20 protein-coding genes are annotated in these 23,744 nt (G+C 35.8%); 5 read left to right on the top strand and 15 right to left on the bottom strand.

Annotated features, from left to right (window positions below):
• Positions 1–223: 223 nt before the first annotated feature.
• From AACZ92_RS00420 to AACZ92_RS00400, 5 genes are all read left to right on the top strand, one after another.
• Positions 224–1,030, top strand: a complete 807-nt coding sequence (locus tag AACZ92_RS00420) for a MotA/TolQ/ExbB proton channel family protein (protein ID WP_339695588.1) — start codon at positions 224–226, stop codon at positions 1,028–1,030.
• A gap of 21 nt (positions 1,031–1,051) precedes the next feature.
• A complete protein-coding gene (locus AACZ92_RS00415; protein WP_339695585.1) occupies positions 1,052–1,480 on the top strand; it encodes a hypothetical protein in 429 nt (142 codons plus the stop codon).
• Position 1,481: 1 nt separating this feature from the next.
• Entirely contained in the window at positions 1,482–2,102 is a 621-nt protein-coding gene (locus AACZ92_RS00410) for a biopolymer transporter ExbD (protein WP_339695582.1), read from the top strand.
• 13 nt (positions 2,103–2,115) lie between these two features.
• Positions 2,116–2,589: a biopolymer transporter ExbD gene (locus AACZ92_RS00405; RefSeq protein ID WP_339695579.1), complete on the top strand. Its 474-nt coding sequence runs from the start codon at positions 2,116–2,118 to the stop codon at positions 2,587–2,589.
• A gap of 96 nt (positions 2,590–2,685) precedes the next feature.
• On the top strand, positions 2,686–3,390 hold the full coding sequence (locus tag AACZ92_RS00400; RefSeq protein ID WP_339695576.1) for a porin family protein: 705 nt from the start codon (positions 2,686–2,688) through the stop codon (positions 3,388–3,390).
• Here AACZ92_RS00400 and AACZ92_RS00395 read toward each other — a convergent pair.
• The 15 genes from AACZ92_RS00395 to AACZ92_RS00325 form a co-directional block, all read right to left on the bottom strand.
• Positions 3,385–3,990, bottom strand: coding sequence for a hypothetical protein (locus tag AACZ92_RS00395; protein WP_339695574.1), 606 nt, complete (start codon positions 3,988–3,990; stop codon positions 3,385–3,387). The genes AACZ92_RS00400 and AACZ92_RS00395 overlap by 6 nt on opposite strands.
• Positions 3,990–5,453 carry an RNA polymerase factor sigma-54 gene (gene rpoN / locus AACZ92_RS00390; RefSeq protein ID WP_339695571.1) on the bottom strand — a complete coding sequence of 488 codons (1,464 nt, stop codon included), beginning with the start codon at positions 5,451–5,453 and terminating at the stop codon, positions 3,990–3,992. The genes AACZ92_RS00395 and rpoN overlap by 1 nt, the downstream gene beginning before the upstream one ends.
• A 101-nt stretch (positions 5,454–5,554) precedes the next feature.
• Complete coding sequence (asnS, locus tag AACZ92_RS00385; protein WP_339695568.1) at positions 5,555–6,997, bottom strand: asparagine--tRNA ligase; 1,443 nt, start codon at positions 6,995–6,997, stop codon at positions 5,555–5,557.
• Positions 6,998–7,075: 78 nt separating this feature from the next.
• Entirely contained in the window at positions 7,076–9,487 is a 2,412-nt protein-coding gene (locus AACZ92_RS00380; RefSeq protein WP_339695565.1) for an MMPL family transporter, read from the bottom strand.
• 76 nt (positions 9,488–9,563) lie between these two features.
• Complete coding sequence (locus AACZ92_RS00375; RefSeq protein WP_339695562.1) at positions 9,564–10,829, bottom strand: hypothetical protein; 1,266 nt, start codon at positions 10,827–10,829, stop codon at positions 9,564–9,566.
• An 87-nt stretch (positions 10,830–10,916) separates the two neighbouring features.
• On the bottom strand, positions 10,917–11,471 hold the full coding sequence (frr, locus tag AACZ92_RS00370; protein ID WP_339695559.1) for a ribosome recycling factor: 555 nt from the start codon (positions 11,469–11,471) through the stop codon (positions 10,917–10,919).
• Between the two features lie 63 nt (positions 11,472–11,534).
• A complete protein-coding gene (gene pyrH, locus AACZ92_RS00365) occupies positions 11,535–12,242 on the bottom strand; it encodes a UMP kinase (protein WP_117158593.1) in 708 nt (235 codons plus the stop codon).
• A 428-nt stretch (positions 12,243–12,670) separates the two neighbouring features.
• A complete protein-coding gene (tsf, locus tag AACZ92_RS00360; protein WP_339695556.1) occupies positions 12,671–13,492 on the bottom strand; it encodes a translation elongation factor Ts in 822 nt (273 codons plus the stop codon).
• A 99-nt stretch (positions 13,493–13,591) separates the two neighbouring features.
• Positions 13,592–14,491 (bottom strand): 30S ribosomal protein S2, encoded by a 900-nt coding sequence (gene rpsB, locus AACZ92_RS00355; protein ID WP_339695553.1) that lies wholly within the window; start codon positions 14,489–14,491, stop codon positions 13,592–13,594.
• A gap of 206 nt (positions 14,492–14,697) precedes the next feature.
• A complete protein-coding gene (rpsI, locus tag AACZ92_RS00350) occupies positions 14,698–15,084 on the bottom strand; it encodes a 30S ribosomal protein S9 (protein WP_117158601.1) in 387 nt (128 codons plus the stop codon).
• Positions 15,084–15,539 (bottom strand): 50S ribosomal protein L13, encoded by a 456-nt coding sequence (gene rplM / locus AACZ92_RS00345; RefSeq protein ID WP_339695547.1) that lies wholly within the window; start codon positions 15,537–15,539, stop codon positions 15,084–15,086. Before rplM ends, rpsI begins: the two co-directional genes overlap by 1 nt.
• A 166-nt stretch (positions 15,540–15,705) precedes the next feature.
• Positions 15,706–17,259 (bottom strand): T9SS type A sorting domain-containing protein, encoded by a 1,554-nt coding sequence (locus tag AACZ92_RS00340; protein ID WP_339695544.1) that lies wholly within the window; start codon positions 17,257–17,259, stop codon positions 15,706–15,708.
• Positions 17,260–17,262: 3 nt separating this feature from the next.
• Entirely contained in the window at positions 17,263–18,783 is a 1,521-nt protein-coding gene (locus AACZ92_RS00335; protein WP_339695542.1) for a T9SS type A sorting domain-containing protein, read from the bottom strand.
• Between the two features lie 239 nt (positions 18,784–19,022).
• Positions 19,023–22,475: a pyruvate carboxylase gene (locus tag AACZ92_RS00330; RefSeq protein ID WP_339695539.1), complete on the bottom strand. Its 3,453-nt coding sequence runs from the start codon at positions 22,473–22,475 to the stop codon at positions 19,023–19,025.
• Positions 22,476–22,571: 96 nt separating this feature from the next.
• Entirely contained in the window at positions 22,572–23,630 is a 1,059-nt protein-coding gene (locus AACZ92_RS00325) for a hypothetical protein (protein ID WP_339695536.1), read from the bottom strand.
• Positions 23,631–23,744: the final 114 nt, after the last annotated feature.

Below are 23,744 nucleotides of genomic sequence, written 5' to 3'. Positions count from 1 at the left end.
CTAAATTAATGTGATTTGTATAAGAAACAAAGTATTTTGAAGCTATTAAATAGCTTATTAAACCATAAAAAAAGCCTTAACTAAATAAATTTAGGGTAATAAAAATCAATAAGTCTTGAAATACAGTTGTTTATTGGTAATACACAAATTTATTATTGTAGATTAATTAATTATTTTTATATCTTTAAACCTTTAACTAAAAACAAACTTTAAGTCGATAGCAATGAAAAAATTATTTTCTATTATGGCAATTGCCGCAATGGTCTTTGCGGGAACATGTAACGTAAACGCAGCAACTGCTCAAACAGTACAGAGTAGTGCCCAAACATTAACAACCGCAGCTACAGTGACCTTTGTACAAGACGAGGAAGCAGCAGCTGAGACAGATGAACAACAAGGATGGCATCAAGAATTAAAACAACGTTTTATAGAAGGTGGTCCTGCTTTTATGGGGATTGTACTTTTATGTCTTATCCTTGGACTAGCAATTGCGATTGAAAGAATTATTTATTTAAATCTTTCAACTACCAATACACAAAAATTAGCTGCAAACGTTGAAGATGCACTAAACAGTGGTGGTATTGAAGCGGCTAAAGAAGTGTGTAGAAACACAAAAGGGCCAGTAGCTTCTATTTATTACCAAGGTCTTGATCGTGCAGACGAAGGAGTTGATGCCGCAGAAAAAGCAGTAGTAGCTTATGGAGGTGTACAAATGGGACAATTAGAGAAAAATGTTTCTTGGGTGTCCTTATTTATCGCTCTTGCTCCTATGCTTGGTTTCATGGGTACGGTAATAGGTATGATTAAAGCCTTTGATAAAATTCAAGCTGCAGGTGATATGAACCCTTCTCTTGTTGCAGGTGGTATTAAAGTAGCACTTTTAACAACTGTATTTGGTTTGATCGTTGCAATTATACTTCAAATTTTCTATAACTATATTATCGCTAAGATTGATAGTATCGTAAACAGTATGGAAGATGCTTCTATCACATTAATCGATATGTTGGTAGATTACAAAAACAGAAAATAAAAACATAAAACCACCATAATAATGGCTTTACATAAAATTTTAAAAATTGTAGCAGTAATCCTTAGCTTGGCTGGCATTATTTTCCTTGGTTTAATTATTTCAAAAGGAGACGATGTTGTTAAAGCAACAGGTGAAGGTGTTGATGGATACTTGTATGTAGCATACATTACATTTGCCATTGTGCTTTTATTTGTAACAGTATTTGTATTGAAAGGGATTTTTGCTGGAAATATAAAACGAACACTCTTATCTATTCTTGGCTTTTTAGTTATTGTAGCTATTGGCTATGTACTCGCCCAAGGAGTAGAAACACCAATGCAAGATGGCGAAATGCTTTCTGAAAGTGGTTCTCGATGGGTAGGGACAGGTTTGTATGTATTTTACATCTTAGCAGTATTAGCAATAGGTGCAATGGTATTCAGCGGAATTAAAAAAATGACAACAAGATAGTATGGCAAGAAGAGCAACACCCGAGGTTAACGCAGGGTCTATGGCAGACATCGCATTCCTGCTCCTTATATTTTTCTTGGTAACAACTACCATTGAAAAAGATAAGGGTATTGCGAGACAATTGCCCCCTGACGAAGAGATAGAAGATCCACCAATAATCAAGCAAAAAAACTTGTTTATTGTTAGTGTGAACAAAGACGATCAATTATTGGTTGAAGATGAATTGATGAAAGTAGGAGATTTACGCGAAGCTGCAATACAGTTTTTAGACAATGGAGGCGCTCCAAACGGAAGCCCAGAATATTGTAATTACTGTAAAGGAGTAAGAGATCCAAAATCATCAGATAATCCTGAAAAGGCTGTTATATCGGTTCAAAATGACCGTTTAACCTCCTACAGTATGTATATAGCCGTTCAAAATGAATTGGTTGCAGCATACAACTTCTTACGGAATAGGGAATCACAACGATTATTTGGTTGGAAATTTACAGAGGTAAAACAGGCTATAGATGAAGGTAGCTTTAATGGTAACGAGGATGATGCTCAAGAAAAATTAGAGCGAATTCAAAAACTCTTCCCTCTTAAATTATCAGAAGCTGAACCTAAGAAGAGCGGACAATAAATAAAAAGGTATTATGTCAAAATTTAAAAAGAAAAAAGGTGGCGAAATCCCAGCAGTAAATACAGCATCCTTACCCGATATTGTGTTTATGCTATTATTCTTCTTTATGGTTGTAACCGTATTAAGAGATAATAATCTGTTGGTACAAAACACGCTTCCTAAAGCAGATCAGTTAGAAAAATTGAAAAAAGACCGCTCTGTATATATTTATGCAGGGAAACCAAGCTCTCGATATAAAGACAAGTATGGTACTGAAGGTAAAATTCAAATTGGAGATAAGTTTACCGATATCTCTAACGTAAAATTTGCCTTAACAGAAGCTAGGGAAGCATTACGTCCTGAGTTACAAGACAAAGTAATGGTTGCACTTAAAGTAGATGAAGAAACCAATACTGGACTTGTTACAGATATTAAGCAACAATTAAGGGACTTGAATATGTTAAAAATTATTTACATAACAGCTCCTGGAAATCCTGTTGATCAATAAACAGAAACATAATAAATAATAGAAAAAAGCCTTGTTCTGCTATAGATCAAGGTTTTTTTTATTTTAGTATTTTAAAAATACACCTATCTTTAACGTATGCTGAATAGCTTAAAAATAGTATTTTTTTTAATTGGATTATTATATTCTTTTATCAGTTTTTCTCAGGAAAAAGAGAATGATACCATATTAGATTCAAAATATAGGGAAGATCAATTTTACATCGGGCTTAACTATAATATCATCTCCAGTGTACCTAGTGGTGTCGATTCTAGAGGTCTTTCTGGAGGTATTCAACTCGGTTATTTTAGAGATATGCCAATTAATAAAAGGCGAAATATAGCCATAGCAATTGGTGCGGGATTGGCTTTCGATCAGTTTGGGCAAAATCTCTTTATTGGTGAGGAAGCTAATGAAAACACAATTTTTAGTGTAATAGATGATGAAGTGGACTTTGACCAAAACCGCTTTACGATGGCCGCTGTAGAAGTTCCTGTACAATTTAGATGGCGTACTTCAACTGCTGAGAATTATAAGTTCTGGCGTATTTATGCTGGAATGAAATTAGGTTATGTCTATTGGTACAAAGCTACCTTTAAACAACCCAATAATAAAGTAATACAAACCGACATACCTGAGTTTGACAATGTTCGTCTTTCAGCAAACCTAAGTTTTGGATATAACACCTTTAACTTTTATGCTTCCTATAGTATTAATCCGTTTTTTAAGGACGCAACTACAAGTGACAATCAAACTGTAGATTTTAAAGCTATTAAATTAGGGTTGATATTTTATATTCTATAACCAAAAATTCACCACAATTAGCTGTGGAATCAAGCCTATAAAGAAACCGATAATAAGCTCTAAATACGAATGCGATTCAGTATGTAGCCTTGATGAAGCAACCCATCCATTAAAGAAAAAGAAAGCACTTATCCACGGCAATACATTTATTTTAAAATGAATGCTTAACACAATTAAGAACATAGTAATGCCCGCTATTCCTATTTGGTGGAGACTTACCTTAACTTTTAAAATAACCATTAACAATGCTGCAATAGCAGAAAACAGGATGCCGACAAAAAAGTAATACAGTTCGGGGCTATCATAAGCATCAAATACCATTTTAATAATCAGTAATAATAAGATACACTGAATCATTAAGGGGACTTTACGCTCTTTAATAGTTTCTAAATGGATAGAGTTTATGATCCCAAGGTTTTTTAAAAGGAAAAAAGTTATAATAGGTATAAGCAGCGTAACAATGGCTACGGCAAATAACTTTGCTCGCATTAAATCCATTTCAATGTAGCGTGGTGTAAAAATAAAATAGAGTATGGTGCCCAAGGTAGGCATTAGCAAAGGGTGCAGTAAATAAGCGCCAAGACGTAAAAAACGATCCATTAAATTTCTTTTCGAAGGCGAGCTACTGGAATATCCAACTGTTCTCTGTATTTTGCTATTGTGCGGCGTGCAATAGGATACCCTTTATCTTTGAGTACATTTGCTAATTTATCGTCCGTTAGCGGCTTTTTCTTATCTTCTTCTTGAACTGTGATTTCAAGAATCTTTTTTATTTCTCTGGTAGAAACATCTTCTCCTTGATCATTTTTCATCGATTCACTGAAAAATTCCTTTATCAGAAACGTACCATATGGCGTGTCTACATACTTACTATTAGCTACCCGTGAAACGGTTGAAACATCCATATCTATTTCATCGGCGATATCTTTTAAAATCATCGGCCTTAATTTACGTTCGTCACCACTTAAAAAATAGTCTTTTTGATAGTTCATAATGCTACTCATAGTAACAAAAAGTGTTTGTTGTCGCTGTTTTATGGCTTCGATAAACCACTTTGCAGCGTCCAATTTTTGTTTAATGAACATCACAGCATCTTTCTGCTTTTTCGACTTCTCTTTCGATTCCTTATACCCTTTAAGCATATTGGTATAATCACGAGATACGTGGAGTTCAGGTGCATTTCGACCGTTTAGAGTAAGTTCTAGTTCGCTATCGCGTATTTTTATAGTAAAATCAGGTATTACGTGCTCTACAATCCGGGTGTTACCCGAATAACTTCCCCCTGGTTTAGGGTTCAATGTTTCAATTTCATGAATTGCGTTGCGTAGTTGGTCTTCAGAGATATCAAATTTCTGAAGTATTTTCTTGTAATGCTTTTTTGTAAACTGGTCAAAAGCTTCATCTAAAATAGAAATCGCTAAAGCTACTGACTCAGTTTCTTCTCTTCTTTTTAATTGTATTAATAAACACTCTTGAAGGCTTCTCGCTGCGACACCGGCGGGGTCTAAACCTTGTACAACGCTCAAGATTTTTTCTACTTTTTCTTCGGTAGTGTAGATGTTTTGAGTGAAAGCCAAATCATCTACAATATCCAATACCTCACGGCGTATATACCCACTTTCGTCTACACTGCCGACTAAAAATTTAGCAATTTCCGTTTCTTGGTCGTCAAGACGATAGGTGTTTAATTGCTGCAATAAATGCTGATTGAACGATTTTCCAGAAGCGTAAGGTACTTGCTTGTCCTCATCATCTGCGCTGTAATTATTAGATGATAATTTATAACTAGGAACTTCATCATCACTTAAATAATCGTCAACGTTTATTTCAGTTTCGATTACTTCGGTGCCTTCGTCTTCATAGTTATCTTCATATGAGTCTGAAAACTCATCTTCATATTCATTAAGTTCTTCCTTGCCACCTTCTAAAGCTGGATTTTCTTCCATTTCTTGAGAAAGACGCTGTTCAAAAGCTTGTGTTGGCAATTGTATCAACTTCATCAACTGAATTTGTTGAGGCGATAGCTTTTGTGAAAGTTTAAAATTAAGTTGTTGCTTTAACATAGATTATAACTGACTTATAAAGTTAAAAAAATCCAGCTACAATTCAGTTTTTGTAGCTGGATTTAATAAACTATTGGGAAATTTTAACCAATATGTAGAGTTTAAAATTCTGCGTTGCCTGGTGTGCGAGGATATGGTATTACATCGCGAATGTTACCCATACCGGTTACAAATTGTACCATGCGTTCAAAACCAAGGCCAAAGCCACTGTGAACACAAGTACCGAACTTACGAAGTTCTAGATACCACCAAAGCTCTTTTTCTTCGATACCCATGGCTTCCATTTTTTGTTTTAAAACGTCATAGCGCTCTTCCCGTTGCGAACCGCCAACAATTTCACCTATTCCTGGGAATAGCACATCCATAGCTCGGACAGTTTTGCCGTCATCGTTCAATCGCATATAGAAGGCTTTAATTTTTGCTGGGTAATCAAATAATATTACGGGACATTTAAAGTGCTTTTCAACTAAAAAACGCTCATGTTCACTCTGTAAATCTGCCCCCCATTCGTCAATTATGTATTTAAACTTTTTCTTTTTGTTGGGTTTGGAGTTTCTAAGGATTTCGATAGCTTCAGTGTAAGTAACACGCTTAAAGTTATTTTCTAAAACAAACTTCATCTTTTCTCGAAGAGCCATCTCACTACGTTCTGCTTGAGGTTTACTTTTTTCAACCTGCAACAATCGGTTTTCTAGAAATTCAAGGTCGTCAGCACAGTTTTCTAATGCGTATTTTATAATGTATTTTATAAAATCTTCAGCTAGATCCATGTTTCCATCTAAATCACAGAAGGCCATTTCAGGTTCTATCATCCAAAATTCTGCTAAATGACGAGAGGTATTAGAGTTTTCTGCCCTAAAGGTTGGGCCAAAGGTGTATATTTTCCCCAATCCCATAGCATACGTTTCACCTTCCAATTGACCACTTACAGTTAGATTCGTCTCTTTTCCGAAGAAATCTTGTTTGTAATCAATATTTCCTTCTTCGTTTAATGGTGGATTTTTTGGGTCTAAGTTACTTACGCGAAACATTTCGCCGGCGCCTTCTGCATCACTACCAGTTATAATAGGAGAATGCATATAGTTAAAGCCGTTTTTCTGAAAGTATTCGTGTACCGCAAAAGCCAATTTAGATCGTGTGCGCATCACCGCTCCAAATGTGTTTGTGCGAACACGTAAATGAGCTTGTTCTCTCAATGTTTCAAGGGAATGACGTTTAGGAGAAAGTATCGTTAATTTTACATCTTCAGGGTCTGCTTCGCCTAAGACAGTAACTTTTGAAACCTGAACTTCTACAGTTTGTCCTTTTCCTTGGCTCTCTACCAAAACACCGCTTATTTCAATAGCTGCGCCAACATTTATTTTCTTTAATGTTTCTTCTTCAAAATTCTCAAAATCAACAACACATTGTAGGTTTTTAATGGTAGAACCATCATTTAATGCAATAAATCGGTTGCTTCTAAAAGCACGTACCCAGCCCTTTACGGTTGTTTCGTGTAAGGAAGGTTCTGTTTTTAATAGTTCTATAATTTCTGTATGCTGCATGATGCTTATTTTTTTCGAATGGTAAAGATACTTTTTCTAAAATTTTCAGAAAAATATATTCTGAAACAGCAAATGTCTTTACTTTTTATTAGAATTAGATATGTCTTCTTCGTCTTCATCGTCTGTCAAAATCTTCAATGAAGGCTTTTTAAAAGTTTTTTTATTGGCGATTTCTTTTTCAAGAGATAATAGTAATGCAGGTAATAGTAATAAATTGGCCAACATCGCAAATACTAAGGTTATAGAAACTAATGCTCCTAAAGCAACTGTACCTCCAAAACTGGAAATGGTAAATACCGAAAAACCGAAAAAGAGCACAATAGATGTATAGAACATACTTACTCCAGTTTCACGTAAAGCGGCGTAGACGGATTTTTTAATCTTCCAATTATTAGCCATAAGCTCTTGTCGATACTTTGCTAAAAAGTGAATGGTATCGTCAACCGAAATACCAAAAGCAATACTGAAAACCAATATGGTGGAAGGTTTAATAGCCACACCTAAAAAGCCCATAAGACCAGCAGTAATTATCAATGGAAGTAAATTGGGCAATAATGAAACCAATATCATTTTGAAACTACGGAACATCCACGCCATAAATATGGCTATTAATAAGATGGCAAGTGATAAAGAAATGATTAAATTGTGTACTAAATATTTTGTTCCTTTTTGAAACACCAATGCTTTTCCTGTAAGTGTAACATTATAGCGTTCTGGAGGAAAAATTTTGTCAATCTTGGTTTTTAAATCCTCTTCAATTCGTTCATACCGTTCAGTTTCTGTGTCTTTAATAAAGGTTGTAATACGAGCAAATTGACCCGTACTATCCACATAACTTTCCAATAAATTGGTTTTGCCTGCACTGCTTTTGGCCTGCGAAAGAATAAACGTCCGTTCTTGGCTATTCGGTAATTGATAATATTCAGGATTGTTATTATAGTATGCCTGTTTAGAGTATTTAACCAACTCAACAACAGAAAGTGGTTTAGAAAATTCAGGAATTTCTTCAATATACTCCTGCAACTCATCCATTCGTTTTAGGGTCGCGAGTTTCATCACGCCTTTCTTGCGTTTGGTGTCAACTAATATTTCCAAAGGCATAATGCCTTCATATTCTTCTTCAAAAAAACGAATGTCTTTAAAAAACTCAGCATTTTTAGGCATATCTTCAATTAAACTACCAGAAATTTTAATTGTATAAATACCTATAATGCTTACACAAAGCGTTATAATAGAAATAATGAAAATTGCAATACGGTGCTCTTTTACCATACGCTCCATCCACTTTACAAACTTACTTATCCACTGCTTGTTTAAGTGCTTTAAGTGTTTGTACTTAGGGATGGCCATATAGCTGTACATTATTGGAATAATGAACAGACTCAGTAAGAAAATAACGATTATGTTGATAGAAGCAACAGTGCCAAACTCACTGAGCAGTTTGCTGTTTGTTAATATAAAAGTGGCAAAGCCTGAAGCGGTCGTAACATTAGTCATTAAGGTAGCGTTCCCTACTTTGCTTATAACACGTTGTAGAGATTTTGCCTGATTTCCATGCTGCTTAATTTCCTGTTGGTACTTATTAATAAGAAAGATACAGTTGGGTATCCCTATCACAATTATAAGCGGTGGGATCAAGGCGGTAAGTACCGTGATTTCATAATGAAGCAATCCCAAAATACCAAAGGACCACATAACACCAATGATAACTGTGGCCATGGAGATAAGTGTGGCACGAATAGAGCGGAAGAAAAAGAAAAATATTAATGAAGTGACTAAAAGCGCCGCACCAATGAACATCCCGATTTCATCAATTATATTTTGTGAGTTTAAGGTGCGTATGTAAGGCATACCCGAGGTATGGACATTGATTCCCGTTTCTTTTTCAAAAGCTTCAATACTCGGTATTAGGTCTTCAACAATAAAATCTTTTCGTGCGGCAGTGTTTACAATTCCTTTTTTTAAGTAAACAGCTGTTCTAACCGATTTTTTATTAGGACTATATACCAATCCATTATAAAATGGAAGGTTGTTGAAAAGGTCTTCTTTGTATTTCTGAAGATTTTCTGAAGTAGTAATAGAATCTTTAATAAAAGGCACTAATTGAAACCCTACGGTGTCTTTTTTTCGTTCCAGTTTTTGAAGATCACCAATGGACAATGTAAGGTCTACTTCATCATATCCTCCTATTTTTTTTGAAAGCTGTGTCCAAGCATTAAAATGAGAAGGAGTAAAAAGAGTAGAATCCTTTATTCCTAAGACTATTAAATTACCTTCTTCCCCAAATTTTGAAAGGAACTTATTATACTCTAAGTTAATTTCATGTTCATCGGGTAGCAAATTAGCTTCGGTGTACGTAAAGCGCATGTTTTTCCACTGTAAAGCGAAAAATACGGTAGCTACTGCAATAGCAATAAGAATAAGAGTGCGATTGCGTAATATAAACCGGGCTACGGCACTCCAAAAACCGATACTGAAAAGTTTGTTCAATTTATTTGTTCTTTAGAAGGCGCAAAGGTATAAAATATAAGGGATTGCAAGTTGTTTTGCTAATAATTTTTACAGGCTAAAAGGTGGCATAAAATGTAAATTTAAACGAAATGTTATCTTCTAATTCTGGTAAATGATAATATCCGTAGCGGTATGCAAAGCTCAACCCAAAGCCAAAAATAAGTTTGTTGAGCTCAAACCCCGATTCTGAATAAAATTGGTCTAAGGTATTAAAGGTAATGCCGGCGTGCTTTTCGGTACTTTCCATATTACCAATAGCGTGCCGGGTAATTATTACTAATTCGGGTTTAAAATGATTGGAAAAATAAAACCGTCTTAAGCTGTGCTTAATCTGTAAGGTAGCAAGTTTATCTGAAAAAAACTCCCCAAAGTACATGGTTTCAAAACTTTTTCGTCCCGCAACCGAGAAGCGTTGTAATATAGTGTTTTTAGTAGGGCTGTTGGGGTAGGCGTGAAATAAGTGTGTTAACGGAACATCACCAATCGCATAATCACCTTCCAATAAAATGCTAGTAGAGGAGAGGTCTGTGCGTTTAATATAGTAGTCAAGCTTTAAACCAAATTTTGTATAATTAAAATCACTACCTCCAATTCCTTTTAGCCCTTGTGTAACTTGTGCGCTTATTTTTGGGGAACCATCAAAGTACTCTACAAAACCATCATTAGTGGTTGTGAAATCTTTTTTAGGACTTACTCGTATCGAAGCGGTAATTTCACCCAACTCGTAACCATTATATATTTTGCCGTCATTAGTGAATGTGTAGTTTTCAATTTGTTCTACATTACTATGAGAAATACGGAATTCTGATAAAATTTTAGGGTCAAATTCACTTTGAATATTAGCCTGCCAAGTTCGATGCTTAAAAAACTGTGTCACGTTAACCAAGCGGGGTTCAAAAACCGAATACACGCGAGCATCGGTTAGATATTTAAAAGTTCCAATCTCCCGAATATCATCAATGTAATAAAGGTTAATCCATGTTTTAGTGTCTTTGTCTATGCGTGCGCTTCCACCTAAACTAAACTTAAAATCATGGTCTTTAAAACCGTGGGCTATGTACCCACCAAATTTGTAGTTTTCTAAAAGGCGGTCGTTGGTAATTCCACCAATACCCAATCGGATACCCTCGTAATTATTGTATTTTATTAAATAGCGTAGATCAACATCAAAAAAGCCAATAGGGTAAAAACCGGTATTAAAAGGATTTTTCTTTTCTTCTTTTTTAGATGCAGTTGTGTCTTTTTCGGTCTCGATGGCGGGTTCTTGCGCAGCAACAACATAACCAAGTAGCAGCGAAAAAATAATAAGAAAGTTGCGCATACAGGGATTCCGAAGTTTATTTTTTAAAAATAATAAGAAAGCGGCATAGAAGCCGCTTGTTTTTGTTTTGTTTAACGTAACGAGTATTTAAACGGTCATGATTTCTTTTTCTTTTTTCTCAAAAACCTGATCAATTTTAACAATATGACTGTCAGTCATTTCTTGAATATCGTTTTCAAGATTTTTTTGTAAATCTTCTGAAATATCCAATTTTTTCAAATCGTTATTAGCATTTTTACGATCGTTTCGAACCACAACCTTTGCTTCTTCAGCTTCAGCTTTTGCTTGTTTTGCTAAATCTTTACGACGCTCTTCAGTTAATGGTGGTACATTGATAATAATACTTTCTCCATTATTTTGAGGATTGAATCCAAGATTGGCTATTTGTATCCCTTTTTCAATTTCAGGGATAAGTGTTTTTTCCCAAGGTTGAATAGAAATGGTCATCCCATCTGGAGTATTTACATTAGCAACCTGATTAAGTGGAGTAGGACTTCCATAGTAATCTACCATCACGCTGCCTACCATAGAAGGAGAGGCTTTACCGGCACGAATATTTGCTAATTGTTTTTCAAGGTGGGTAACAGCTTTGTCCATTGCTTCGCGGGTGCCGTCTATCAAAAATTCAATTTCGTCTTCCATTTTTAATTTTTTTAAGTGTTTTTCAAAAATCAAGCCAGAGATTAGCTGGCAAATTATTCGATTTTATAAATTTACTTTCGTTCCAATTTTTTCACCTGAAACGACTTTCAGTAAATTGCCTTTTGTGTTCATATCGAAAACAATAATAGGCAATTTATTTTCCTGACTAAGAGTAAATGCAGTAGTGTCCATCACTTTTAGTCCTTTTTTAAGGACATCTTCAAAAGTAATATAATCATATTTTTCAGCAGCTTTGTCTTTTTCAGGGTCGCTGGTATATATTCCATCTACGCGAGTACCTTTTAAGATTACATCTGCATGAATTTCGATTGCTCTCAATACTGCTGCACTATCAGTGGTAAAATAAGGATTTCCCGTACCACCGCCAAAAATCACTACGCGTCCTTTTTCAAGATGACGAATGGCTTTTCTTCGTATAAAAGGTTCTGCTACTTCATTTATTTTAATGGCACTTTGCAATCGGGTAGGTACTTCTTCATCTTCTAAGGCGCTTTGTAATGCCAATCCATTGATCACTGTTGCAAGCATCCCCATATGATCGCCTTGTACGCGATCCATTCCACGGCTGGCTCCGGCAACACCTCTAAAAATATTCCCGCCGCCAATTACTATAGCTACTTCAACTCCTTTGTCAATAAGTTGTTTTATTTCTTCAGCATATTCTTTTAACCTTTCAGGGTCTATTCCGTATTGGCGTTTTCCCATTAAGGCTTCGCCCGATAATTTTAAAAGGATTCTTTCGTATTGCATAGTGGTGTTTTACTCGATTGTCGAGATTTGAAGGCTCCGAGGCTTTCTTCGAAACCAAACTGTTTTTTAAATATATTGTGGGCCTACCACAGGGTAATTTACTGAGCAAAAATAATGAAAAATTTTGTATGGTGTAGAGAAATTTAAAAAGGTTAAAATGTTTCAAATCTTTAATTGAAACTAAAATTATACAGGCATCTTAAATTTTTGTCAGTGCAATGATATATAAGCAAGTAGCTTAAAATTTTCTTTTTAAGAAAAATGAACTCGTGCGTTAGTTAATCCACTTGTTATAAGTGTAGAAGATGTAATTATAAGGGGATTAGTTTTTAGGAAAATCTTTGGAAAGTATTTTTTGGTTAATACCAAAAAAAAAGAGGTTTCAGCGTAGTACTGAAACCTCTTTTTAAAATAGTAGTGTTATGTGCTTAGTCTAAAGAAACACGTTCAAAAGCTACCACTTCTACATCACCAAATGATTTTACATATTGAGCAACACTTTGTTTGTTGTCCTTAATAAAAGCTTGGTTTACTAATGTATTGTCTTTAAAGAAACGCTTAATTTTACCTTTGGCAATATTATCTAACATTTCTTCTGGCTTACCTTCTTGACGTAATTGATCTTTAGCAATCTCGATTTCTTTATCGATTGTTGATTGATCTACACCATCTTCGTTTAAAGCAACTGGATTCATAGCTGCAGCTTGCATAGAAATATCTTTAGCAACCTCTTCAGCATTATCAACATTTTTTGAAAGTCCTGTTACAACAGCAATTCTGTTACCTGCGTGGATATAAGAACCTACAAAAGGAGCTTCTAAAATTTTAAATGCACCAATTTCAACTTTTTCACCAATTACACCAGTTTGTTCTGTTAACTTTTCTTGAACAGTGATACCATTGTAATCTGCAGCTAAAAATTCATCTTTAGAAGATGTGTTTAAAGCTAACTCAGCAAAATCGTTTGCTAATTTTATAAAGCCATCGTTTTTAGCTACAAAGTCAGTTTCACAGTTAAGAGAAACAATAACACCTTTAGAGTTATCTTTATTTACTTTTGCGATTACAGCACCTTCACCAGATTCACGATCAGCTCTTTTAGCAGCAATTTTTTGTCCTTTTTTACGAAGGATTTCAATTGCTTTGTCAAAATCACCCTCTGCTTCGACCAATGCCTTTTTACAGTCCATCATACCAGCACCGGTTGATTTTCTTAATTTATTTACTTCTGCGGCGGTTATTTTTGCCATCTTTATTACGTTTTTAATGTATTAGTAAAAAAAGCCGTTTAATTGATTTTCAACAAAGAAAATAACCAAACGGCAAAATTGTGTTAACAACAGGTTATTTTATTCTTCTTCTTTAGTTGCTTTTTCCAAAGTTTCTTCTTTAGATTCCAATTTCACAGGCTTTTTGGCCTCTTTCATTGCTTTCTTGTCTTCTTTATCTTTTGAAGGAACTTCTTTATCAGCTTTTTTCTCTTTAGCCTCGTCTTCTTTCTTAGCCTCTTTTTTGGCTTTTTTAGCTGCTTTCTCTTCTTCGCTCTTCTCTTTTCCAGCTTTACGCTCTGAAAGGCCTTCTATGATAGCTTCAGATACTTTACCTACGATTTTTTCAATAGATTTAGATGCATCATCGTTAGATGGAATTGCATAATCTATTTCACGTGGATCACTGTTAGTATCCACCATCGCAAAAATTGGAATGTTTAGTTTTTGAGCTTCTTTTACGGCAATGTGCTCGCGAGTAGTATCTACTACGAACAATGCACCAGGAAGACGACTCATATCACTAATTGAACCTAAGTTCTTTTCTAGCTTAGCACGAAGACGATCTACTTGTAAACGTTCTTTCTTAGAAAGTGTATTAAAAGTACCATCTTGTTTCATTCTATCAATAGAAGCCATTTTTTTAACAGCTCTTCTGATAGTTACAAAATTAGTAAGCATTCCACCAGGCCATCTTTCAGTAATGTATGGCATTTTGGCGTCGCTTGCTTTTTCTGAAACGATGTCTTTTGCTTGTTTTTTGGTAGCTACGAAAAGAATTTTTCTTCCGCTTGCTGCAATCTTCTTTAAGGCTTCATTCGCCTCTTCTAGCTTTGCAGATGTTTTGTAAAGGTTGATAATGTGGATTCCGTTACGCTCCATATAGATATATGGTGCCATATTCGGATTCCATTTACGGGTTAGGTGACCAAAGTGTACACCTGCGTCAAGTAACGACTTAACTTCTTTGTTGTCTGCCATTTTGTTTTAGTTTACGTTCCTGTTTAGATAGCAACCTTTCCTATATAGTAGGACTTGGTTTAGATGCTAAACTAACTTCCGCGACATACGGAATTAACAGCTTGTTTATAATTATAGTTTGTATTTGAATGGTTCTCTTTCGAATATATATAAGAAAGAGAACCAATTTTTTCTGTGTAAAAACGGTATCTGGCCGAAGCCGAAGATTAACGTTTTGAGAATTGGAATTTTTTACGCGCTTTCTTCTGTCCGAATTTCTTACGCTCCACCATTCTTGGATCTCTTGTTAACAATCCTTCTGGTTTTAAAATACCTCTGTTTTCTTCGTTAAGCTCACACATAGCTCTAGATAGAGCCAAACGGATTGCTTCAGCTTGTCCGGTGATTCCTCCTCCAAATACATTTACTGAAACGTCAAAATTTTTGTCGTTTTCAGTTAACATAAGAGCTTGTTTAACTTTATATTGTAACGTACCTGTAGTAAAGTACTTTTCCATATCACGTTTATTGATGGTGATATTTCCTTTTCCGTCAGAAAGATATACACGCGCAACAGCGGTTTTTCTTCTTCCTATTTTGTGAATAACTTCCATTACTTGATATCGTTAAGGTTAATGGTTTTTGGTTTTTGTGCATCTTGGTCGTGCTCAGCACCTGCATATACTTTAAGATTTCTGAAAAGATTTGCTCCTAATTTATTTTTAGGCAACATTCCTTTTACAGCTTTTTCTACTACTCTCGCAGGATCCTTTCCGTATAATTCTTCTGCAGTTAAGCTACGCTGTCCACCTGGATACCCTGTGTGACGAATGTATTGTTTTTCGCTCCACTTGTTTCCAGTCAATACAATTTTACTTGCATTTGTAATAACAACATTATCTCCACAATCTACGTGAGGAGTAAAATTAGGTTTGTGCTTACCACGTAGCAATTTTGCTACTACACTGGCCATGCGGCCAAGCGTTTGTCCATCAGCATCAACATGCAACCACTCTTTGTTTACAGTAGCGCTGTTTGCTGAAATTGTTTTATAACTTAGTGTATCCACTTTTAATAATTTTTTCTACTGGCATTCACCTACCAACAGGTTAAACATTTCCTTCTTTTGGATAAATCGGGGTGCAAATGTACTATTATTTATTTGAAAAACAACACCCAAGGTTTTAATTTTTTCTACCTCAAAGTGATAGCTATTTAATTTTTATATAACTTAATTACTGTTTTACAAATTTCTTTGTAGCAATCTGCCTGCCCGCCATAAACTGAACATAATACATCCCACTTGCCAATTTTGAAACATCAATGGTTTTTGATGTTTCAAAGCCTTCAACCTGTTGCACCAAATCGCCTTTTACCGAAAAGATTTTTACTCGGTCTATTTGCTGGTTTTCAGCGTTGAGCTGTAAAGTATTTTTTGCGGGGTTGGGGTAGAGGGTTGTGTTTGAAAACAAGGAGTTTTCATCTAGGCCTAAAATTTGGGCATGCTTTATAATCCAGAAATCATAATTTCCCCTAGAGTTTTCTGTTTTATCACCAGAAATGTTTGAGGAGGAATAACCGCCAATTACATAATTTTCATCACTTGTCTGTATTGTACGTGCCCGTGCATCGGAATTTCCGCCACCAATCGTATTTTGCCACTCAATTATTCCTATGTTATTTAATTTAATAATCCAGTAATCTCCGTTATTTGAAGGCTCTGTTTTATCTCCAGAAATGTTAGATGACGAATACCCACTTACTAGATAACCACCATCTACAGATTGAATTATAGAATCCGGTTGTTCTGCTTCTGAGCCCCCAATGGTATTTTGCCAAGTGATATCACCATTTTCATCTAATTTTAAAACCCAATAATCAAAAGAACCTTGAGAGTTTTCAGACTTGTCTCCAAAAGCATCAGAATCTGAGGCTCCCGCCATGATATATCCTCCATCTTGGGTCGAGCTAATTTTGGGGAACCAATCAGAATTATCTCCTTGTATAATTTTATCCCATATATAATTCCCAAAGGCATCTATTTTTAAGACCCAAAAGGCATCATGTGTACCAGTAATTCCAAATATTGTTGAGCTTAATATAAAACCTCCATCGTTTGTTTTTGCAAGTCCGGTAATAGTAACTTGATTATGGCCAAATGCTTTTTGCCATACAATAGCTCCAGTTGAATCTAACTTTATAAGCCATAAATCACGAGAGCCATTTTGAAAAACCGTTCTATCTCCAGAAATTGGTGAGGTAGAATTACCACCTAATAAAAAACCTTCATCATTTGTTTCTATTATTGATTTTATATTGTCATCGCCACTGCCTCCAATTGTATTTTGCCAAACAATATCTCCAGAAGAATTAAGCTTTATTATCCAGTAATCATAGCCTCCTTGTGATTCTTCGCTTTTATCACCTGAAATGTCAGAATTGGAAAATCCACCTAAAATAAATCCACCATCAGATGTTTGCTGAACAGACCATAGCATCTCTTCAGCACTCCCGCCATAGGTTTTTTGCCACAATATGTTGCCATTAGAATCTAATCTTAGAATCCAATAGTCATCTCCGCCCCTAGAATTTTCATCCTTCTCTCCAGAAATATTAGAATCTGAATCCCCACCAACAAAAAAACCTCCATCGCTAGTTTCAATTATGGACCATAGTTTATCACTACCACTCCCCCCAATAGTCCGTTGCCAAATAATATTTGGGTCTTGGGCGTAGAGAGTTGTTGCTATAAACACTAAAAAGAGAGTTGTGTGATTTTTTAATTTCATAAATTATTGTTTTACAAACTTCTTGGTAGCAATCTGTCTACCCGACGTAAATTGAACATAATACATGCCACTTGCCAATATTGAAACATCTATGGTTTTCGATGTTTCAAAGCTTTCAACTTGTTGTACTAAATCGCCTTTTACCGAAAAGATTTTTACTCGGTCTATTTGCTGATTGTCAGCGTTGAGATGTAGGGTGTTTTTTGCTGGGTTGGGGTAAAGGGTTATGGTTTTGTTGAAAGCATTTTCCACAATGTTTAATAAGGAGGTATGCTTTATCACCCAAAAATCAGTTCCCCCTCGGGAGTTTTCATTTTTATCTCCTGAAATATCGGATTTCGAATTTCCGCCAAAAATATAAGTTCCATCAGAATTTTGATTGGTACAAGTTAATTTGTCCTCGTGATTTCCTCCAATACTGTTTTGCCATTCAATTAATCCAATGTCATTTAATTTTAAAATCCAGTAATCCTCCAATCCTTGAGAATCCTCAGTTTTATCTCCAGAAATGTAAGAATTTGAATAACCGCCTACTAAAGAACCTCCTTCCATAGAGTTTAAAGTAGTAGTTCCCAAATCAAAAAGGGCACCATTAATATTTCTATCCCAAAGAGTGTTTCCTTCAGAATCAATTTTCCATACATAATAATTAAATTGAGGCTGATTGTTTGTAGTGCCATTAACGATAAAGCCTCCATCACTTGTTTTGCTCACTCTGCTTAAATAATTTGTTACACCATTTCCAGAAAAAGTTGTCCATACATTATCTGTCCCAATCTTCATTAAATAATAAGCTATATCTATTCCCCAAGTTCCTCCCATTATAATGCCACTATCGTTTGTTAATTGAAAATCATATAACGTAAATCCATCCTGTTCTATCCCATATGAATCTTGCCAAAGAATATCTCCATTTGTACCTAACTGTACAACCCAAGCATCCCGATTGGCTATTCTACTTTCAGTTCTGTCTCCAGAAATATTTGATAAAGAAGAACCTGCTAATAAATAATCATCTTCGGGTGTTTGGTGTATTTCTACTAATTTGTCTTCCTTATCACCTCCAATTGTCTTTTGCCATTCGATATTTCCAATTGAGTCAAGTTTTATGATCCAATAATCTGAAAAACCTTTTGAGCTTTCCGTTTTATCTCCCGAAATTCCTGATTCTGAATATCCACCTATAATATATCCTTCGTCTGAAGTTTGATGAATTGTAGCTAATTTGTCTTCTCCATCTCCTCCAATTGTTCTCTGCCATTCAATACTCCCAGAACCATCTAATTTTAAAATCCAATAGTCATTTGCACCTCTTGAATCCTCAGCTTTATCGCCAGAGATGTTTGAATTTGAATAGCCTCCTATTATCATTCCGCCATCTGAAGTTTCTTCAATACTTTTTAAATATTCTTCTCCATTTCCACCAATAGTCCGTTGCCAAATAATATTTGGGTCTTGGGCGTAAAGGGTAATCGTGGTAAGTAAACTTGTAATAAAACAATATAGAGTAACTGTGCTTTTCATAAATATATTTCTAGAAATTAGGCGTGCAAAATACACACCTTTTCTACTATTCCAAAGATTCTGAAGAGATTTCTTAAAAAAATGTTAATGAAAAACTTTTGGCTAGGTGGGTAGGGCTCTTCACTCGCTACGCTCCATTTCCGCCTAAATACAATCGGGTCGGCTGAGTGACATTCGTCGTTTCCCTTTCTTCAACACTTCGACTCCACTCAGTGCGACGTTTCAGTTTTGTCTTAACCTTACTCTACCGTCACCACCAAATCCCCTTTCATCAACATGGTGCCTGGTTTTAAGGTGATGGATTTTACTTTTCCAGCTTTATTAGCAGTTACAGTAGTTTCCATTTTCATGGCTTCAATCACAAACAAGGGCTCGTTTTCCTCGATTTCCTGACCTTTTTTAACGAGCATTTTATACAACATTCCTTGAAGCGGCGCACCGTATTGGTTAGCATCTTCTGGGTCTGCTGGTACGTGGACTTCTTTTTCAACTTTAATTGATTTGTCCTTGATTTCCACAAAGCGGTTTTCTCCATTTACTGAAAAGAAAACAATTCGTACACCTTCATCATTTGGTATTCCTACTGAGAGCAGTTTCACGATGATGGTTTTTCCTTCTTCCAGTTCAATAATAGCTTCTTCACGTAGCTTCATTCCGTAGAAGAAGTTTTTCGTAGGAAGAATGGCTAAATTTCCATACAATTTATACTTCTCATGTGCGTCTTCAAATACCCTTGGATATAAGCTATAGGATAGAAAATCTTCAAATTCAATAGGACGACTGAATCCTTTCTGAAATTTCTTACGGAACGCAGCATATTCTGTATCAAAATCAATAGGCTCCAAATGTGCGTTAGGCCTATCGGTGTAAGGATCAGCATTTCTTAAAATAATCTTTTGAAGCTCTTTTGGAAAACCTCCCAAAGGTTGCCCCAAATCGCCTTTAAAGAAATTGATAACCGACTCTGGGAACGAAATTTCATTTCCGCGTTGCATCACATCTTCAGGTGTTAAATCGTTCGTGACCATAAAGATGGCCATATCGCCCACTACTTTACTACTTGGGGTTACTTTTACCAAATTTCCGAAGAGCTCATTTACCTGCTCATACATTTTGGTCACTTCGTGGAACCGGTCAGCAAGTCCTAACGCTTCCGCTTGCGGACGTAAATTGGAATACTGCCCGCCCGGGATTTCGTGTTGATACACTTCGGCCGTTCCTGCTTTTAATCCAGACTCAAATGGATAATACACTTCGCGGGTATCTTCCCAATAATTAGAAAATTCATTCAGCTTTTTAATATCGTAATCGTGAGCACGTTCATGGCGTTTCATCATTTCGACTACTGAGTTAAAATTAGGCTGCGATGTCAACCCAGATAAACCACCCAAAGCGACATCAACTACATCTACACCCGCTTCAATGGCTTTTAAATAGGTAGCCGATTGGATTGAAGAAGTATCGTGTGTATGTAAATGCAGCGGAATGTTCACCGTATCTTTTAAGGCAGAAACCAATTCGGTTGCGGCATACGGTTTCAATAAACCGGCCATATCTTTAATGGCAATCATATGCGCACCGGCATTTTCTAAGTCTTTTGCTAGTTGTGTATAGTATTTTAGGGTGTATTTGCTTTCATCGGGATCTAGAATATCTCCGGTATAACTTATGGCTGCTTCTGCAATTCCGCCAGTTTTGTTTCGAACATAGTTAATGCTTGGTTCCATCGCTTTCACCCAGTTTAAGGAGTCGAATATGCGGAAAAGATCTACACCGTTTTCCCACGATTTTTCTACAAATTTTTCGATTAAGTTATCTGGATAGGCTTTGTAGCCTACGCCGTTACTGCCTCGAAGTAACATTTGGAAAAGAATATTAGGCATGCGCTCCCGTAATTCCCGTAAACGCGTCCACGGACTTTCGTTTAAAAACCGCATACAGACATCGAAGGTAGCGCCGCCCCACATTTCAATACTGAAGGTGTTTGGATGGTTTTTAGCGTAGCTTTCGACTACTTTTAGCATATCGTACGTTCGCATACGTGTTGCCAATAATGATTGGTGCGCATCACGAATAGTCGTATCGGTATAGTGTATTTTCTTTTCGTCTTTTAACCACGCACAGAATTTTTCAGGTCCCATTTCGGTAAGCATATCTTTTGTGCCTTTTGGGAATTTCTCTGCAGGGCTGTAAATAGGAATTGTAGGGTTTCTGAATTTTTTATTCTCGTCAATAAACTTTACATCGGGATTTCCGTTTACAATGACTTCCCCTAAATAATTGGTGATTTTCGTTGTTCTATCTTGCGGTAACTTTACATCGAATAAGGAAGGTGTGTTGCCAATAAAGTTAACCGTTGCCGCTCCTTCTTTAAACGTTTCGTGTTGAATTACGTTTTGAAGAAAGTGAATATTGGTTTTTACACCACGAATTCTAAATTCTTTTAATGCTCTAACCATTTTCCGAACCGCACCATCTAACGTTCGGCCGTGTGCTGAAACTTTTACCAACATCGAGTCGAAAAAAGGGCTAATACTGTACGACTGGTAAATACTTCCAGCATCTAAGCGAATTCCCATCCCCGAAGCACTTCGGTAGGTGGTAATCGTGCCATAATCTGGTGTAAAATTATTGGTAGGATCTTCAGTCGTTAATCTACATTGCAGTGCAAAACCGTAGGTTTTAAGCGAGTCTTGATCGTAAATTTTAATTTGCTTATCCGAAAGTTTATAACCACCGGCAATAAAAATTTGAGATTTAATCAAGTCAATTCCCGTTACCATTTCGGTAACTGTATGTTCTACCTGAATACGTGGGTTTACCTCGATAAAGAACACATTGTCATTTTTATCTACTAAAAATTCTACTGTCCCTACATTATTATAGCTTACTTCTTCGGCAATAGAAACGGCATATTTGTAAAGCGATTGTTTTACTTTTTCTGAAACATTATAAGAAGGAGCCACTTCAACCACTTTTTGATGACGGCGCTGTACGGAACAATCGCGCTCATACAAATGACGGATATTTCCGTGATTATCAGCAACAATTTGTACTTCTAAGTGCTTCGGCTCTTCTACATATTTTTCTAAAAACATGGTGTCGTCGCCAAAGGCATTTCCGGCTTCACTTTGAGCCGACTCAAAATTATTTTTTAAGTCGTTGTCATTTCTAATAATTCGCATACCACGACCACCGCCTCCTGAGGCAGCTTTTAGCATAACTGGATATCCGATGGTTGAAGCTTCAGAAAGGGCAATCTTTAAAGAAGTAAGGTCTTTTGTGTTACTTTTAATGGTAGGCACTTTGCACTTTTCAGCAATTTTTTTGGCTGTAATTTTATCACCCAAGGCATCCATCACTTTTGGGTCTGGACCAATAAATATGACCCCAGCTTCGGCACATTTACGCGCGAATTCAGAATTTTCAGATAAAAAACCATAACCAGGGTGGATGGCATCTACGCCTTTCGCTTTTGCCAAAGCAATAATTTCATCACCGTTTAAATAAGGTTTTAACGGCTCGTCGTCTTTACCAATTTGATAAGCTTCATCGGCTTTGTAACGATGTTGCGAGTAGCGGTCTTCATAGGTGAAAACGGCAACGGTTGTTAAATTTATCTCGGTACATGCTCTAAAAACACGAATTGCAATTTCTCCTCTGTTGGCAACTAATACTTTTTTAATATCCATGATGTTGTGTGGCTTTTTTCTGAAAAACTAATATGCTGCTAAATATAAAAAATACTATGCACGCATAATAATTTTTAACTAGTTTTCTGAATTTTTTTATGAAATATAGTATGGGTTTTCATTTTTATAATTTCGGATAATGAAATCTAAGGCGCTTTGCAATATCTCGCCCATGTTTTTCGACTTTTTAAAGTTTACATCTCCAGTTAGTTTAAAAAGGTCTTTTTTTAATTGATTTATCTTTTCGGGTGGTGAGATGGTGTCACTATTCATACAATCCATGATTTCTTTTAATCGACTTTGCTCACTTACCGCTCTTTTTGCTAATAAAGATCGTTCTTCTCGTTTGTACTGTTCAATGGATTCTTCTTGCAATAATCCCATTGTCATTTTAACCAATTCATTGTTTTCTTTTAAAAATTGAGGTTTATAAACCTTAGCATTGCCTTCATAACTTTGTTGGTCAAAATCGATAGCACGGATTCTATATTGAATTCTATCAAAATCGTGGGTAAGGACCATTACATAATTGTACGATCGCATATCGCCTAACAACCTCACAAAACAGCGCTCGTTAAATTTTACAAACTCTTTGGCGATCTCTTTTTTTTGTTGCTCAGAGCATTTCGCCAATTCGTTTTCAATAAAGTCATCACCGGGAATTCCTGAAATGTGTTCTTCAATTAGCGTATTGCCGTGCACTAAAAAGTTGATATGATTAGGGGAGAGTAGGTGTTCTAGCTCTAGTCCATAAATACGTGAAGCATCGGCTTTTTTAATATAGAGGAATAAATAGTTGTCGTTTAAAATGTTTCTAACCTTAACACGAAATGGTTTTGAATTTCCGAAGGTGCAAAAGTCGATACTATCAATACTAAGATAAGGTAATAAGGTATCGCTACCATCGGAATGCAAAATGGAATACATGCGCTTTAAACTGGCATCTATTTCTTCGCGTTCGAATTCAGAATAATATACACTAATCCAAAGGGTGTCGTTTCCGTGTTTATCATAAATAGAAACTGAACCTTGAAACCGTAGCAAATCGTCATAATAAATCGTGATCTTACTGTTACGACCGTGTTTGGTTAGGTATTCGGACAAGGCATCGGTAATTTCGTAAGCCGGTTTCTTTTTTGAAATCAATTTTCGCATAGCAACATTTTAAACATTAAAGATACCAAATAGGCACATCAAAGCATAAAAAATATGCAACTTACAAAAGGGTTGTTTTATAAGTTTGCGAGTTTGGATATCACTACACTATTT

Origin of the sequence: uncultured Marixanthomonas sp., from assembly GCF_963974425.1 — a bacterium.
GTDB lineage: Bacteria > Bacteroidota > Bacteroidia > Flavobacteriales > Flavobacteriaceae > Marixanthomonas.
This window is presented reverse-complemented; position numbering and strand designations above follow the sequence as displayed.

Excerpts from the sequence above, each read along its gene's own strand:
- AACZ92_RS00420 (WP_339695588.1), top strand. The coding sequence starts at position 224 with ATGAAAAAATTATTTTCTATTATGGCAATTGCCGCAATGGTCTTTGCG.
- tsf (WP_339695556.1), bottom strand. The coding sequence starts at position 13,492 with ATGGCAAAAATAACCGCCGCAGAAGTAAATAAATTAAGAAAATCAACC.
- AACZ92_RS00400 (WP_339695576.1), top strand. The coding sequence starts at position 2,686 with ATGCTGAATAGCTTAAAAATAGTATTTTTTTTAATTGGATTATTATAT.
- frr (WP_339695559.1), bottom strand. The coding sequence starts at position 11,471 with ATGGAAGACGAAATTGAATTTTTGATAGACGGCACCCGCGAAGCAATG.
- rpoN (WP_339695571.1), bottom strand. The coding sequence starts at position 5,453 with ATGTTAAAGCAACAACTTAATTTTAAACTTTCACAAAAGCTATCGCCT.
- AACZ92_RS00410 (WP_339695582.1), top strand. The coding sequence starts at position 1,482 with ATGGCAAGAAGAGCAACACCCGAGGTTAACGCAGGGTCTATGGCAGAC.
- AACZ92_RS00395 (WP_339695574.1), bottom strand. The coding sequence starts at position 3,990 with ATGGATCGTTTTTTACGTCTTGGCGCTTATTTACTGCACCCTTTGCTA.
- AACZ92_RS00335 (WP_339695542.1), bottom strand. The coding sequence starts at position 18,783 with ATGAAAAGCACAGTTACTCTATATTGTTTTATTACAAGTTTACTTACC.
- AACZ92_RS00330 (WP_339695539.1), bottom strand. The coding sequence starts at position 22,475 with ATGGATATTAAAAAAGTATTAGTTGCCAACAGAGGAGAAATTGCAATT.
- asnS (WP_339695568.1), bottom strand. The coding sequence starts at position 6,997 with ATGCAGCATACAGAAATTATAGAACTATTAAAAACAGAACCTTCCTTA.
- rpsB (WP_339695553.1), bottom strand. The coding sequence starts at position 14,491 with ATGGCAGACAACAAAGAAGTTAAGTCGTTACTTGACGCAGGTGTACAC.
- AACZ92_RS00340 (WP_339695544.1), bottom strand. The coding sequence starts at position 17,259 with ATGAAATTAAAAAATCACACAACTCTCTTTTTAGTGTTTATAGCAACA.
- pyrH (WP_117158593.1), bottom strand. The coding sequence starts at position 12,242 with ATGCAATACGAAAGAATCCTTTTAAAATTATCGGGCGAAGCCTTAATG.
- AACZ92_RS00375 (WP_339695562.1), bottom strand. The coding sequence starts at position 10,829 with ATGCGCAACTTTCTTATTATTTTTTCGCTGCTACTTGGTTATGTTGTT.
- AACZ92_RS00415 (WP_339695585.1), top strand. The coding sequence starts at position 1,052 with ATGGCTTTACATAAAATTTTAAAAATTGTAGCAGTAATCCTTAGCTTG.
- AACZ92_RS00325 (WP_339695536.1), bottom strand. The coding sequence starts at position 23,630 with ATGCGAAAATTGATTTCAAAAAAGAAACCGGCTTACGAAATTACCGAT.
- rpsI (WP_117158601.1), bottom strand. The coding sequence starts at position 15,084 with ATGGAAGTTATTCACAAAATAGGAAGAAGAAAAACCGCTGTTGCGCGT.
- AACZ92_RS00405 (WP_339695579.1), top strand. The coding sequence starts at position 2,116 with ATGTCAAAATTTAAAAAGAAAAAAGGTGGCGAAATCCCAGCAGTAAAT.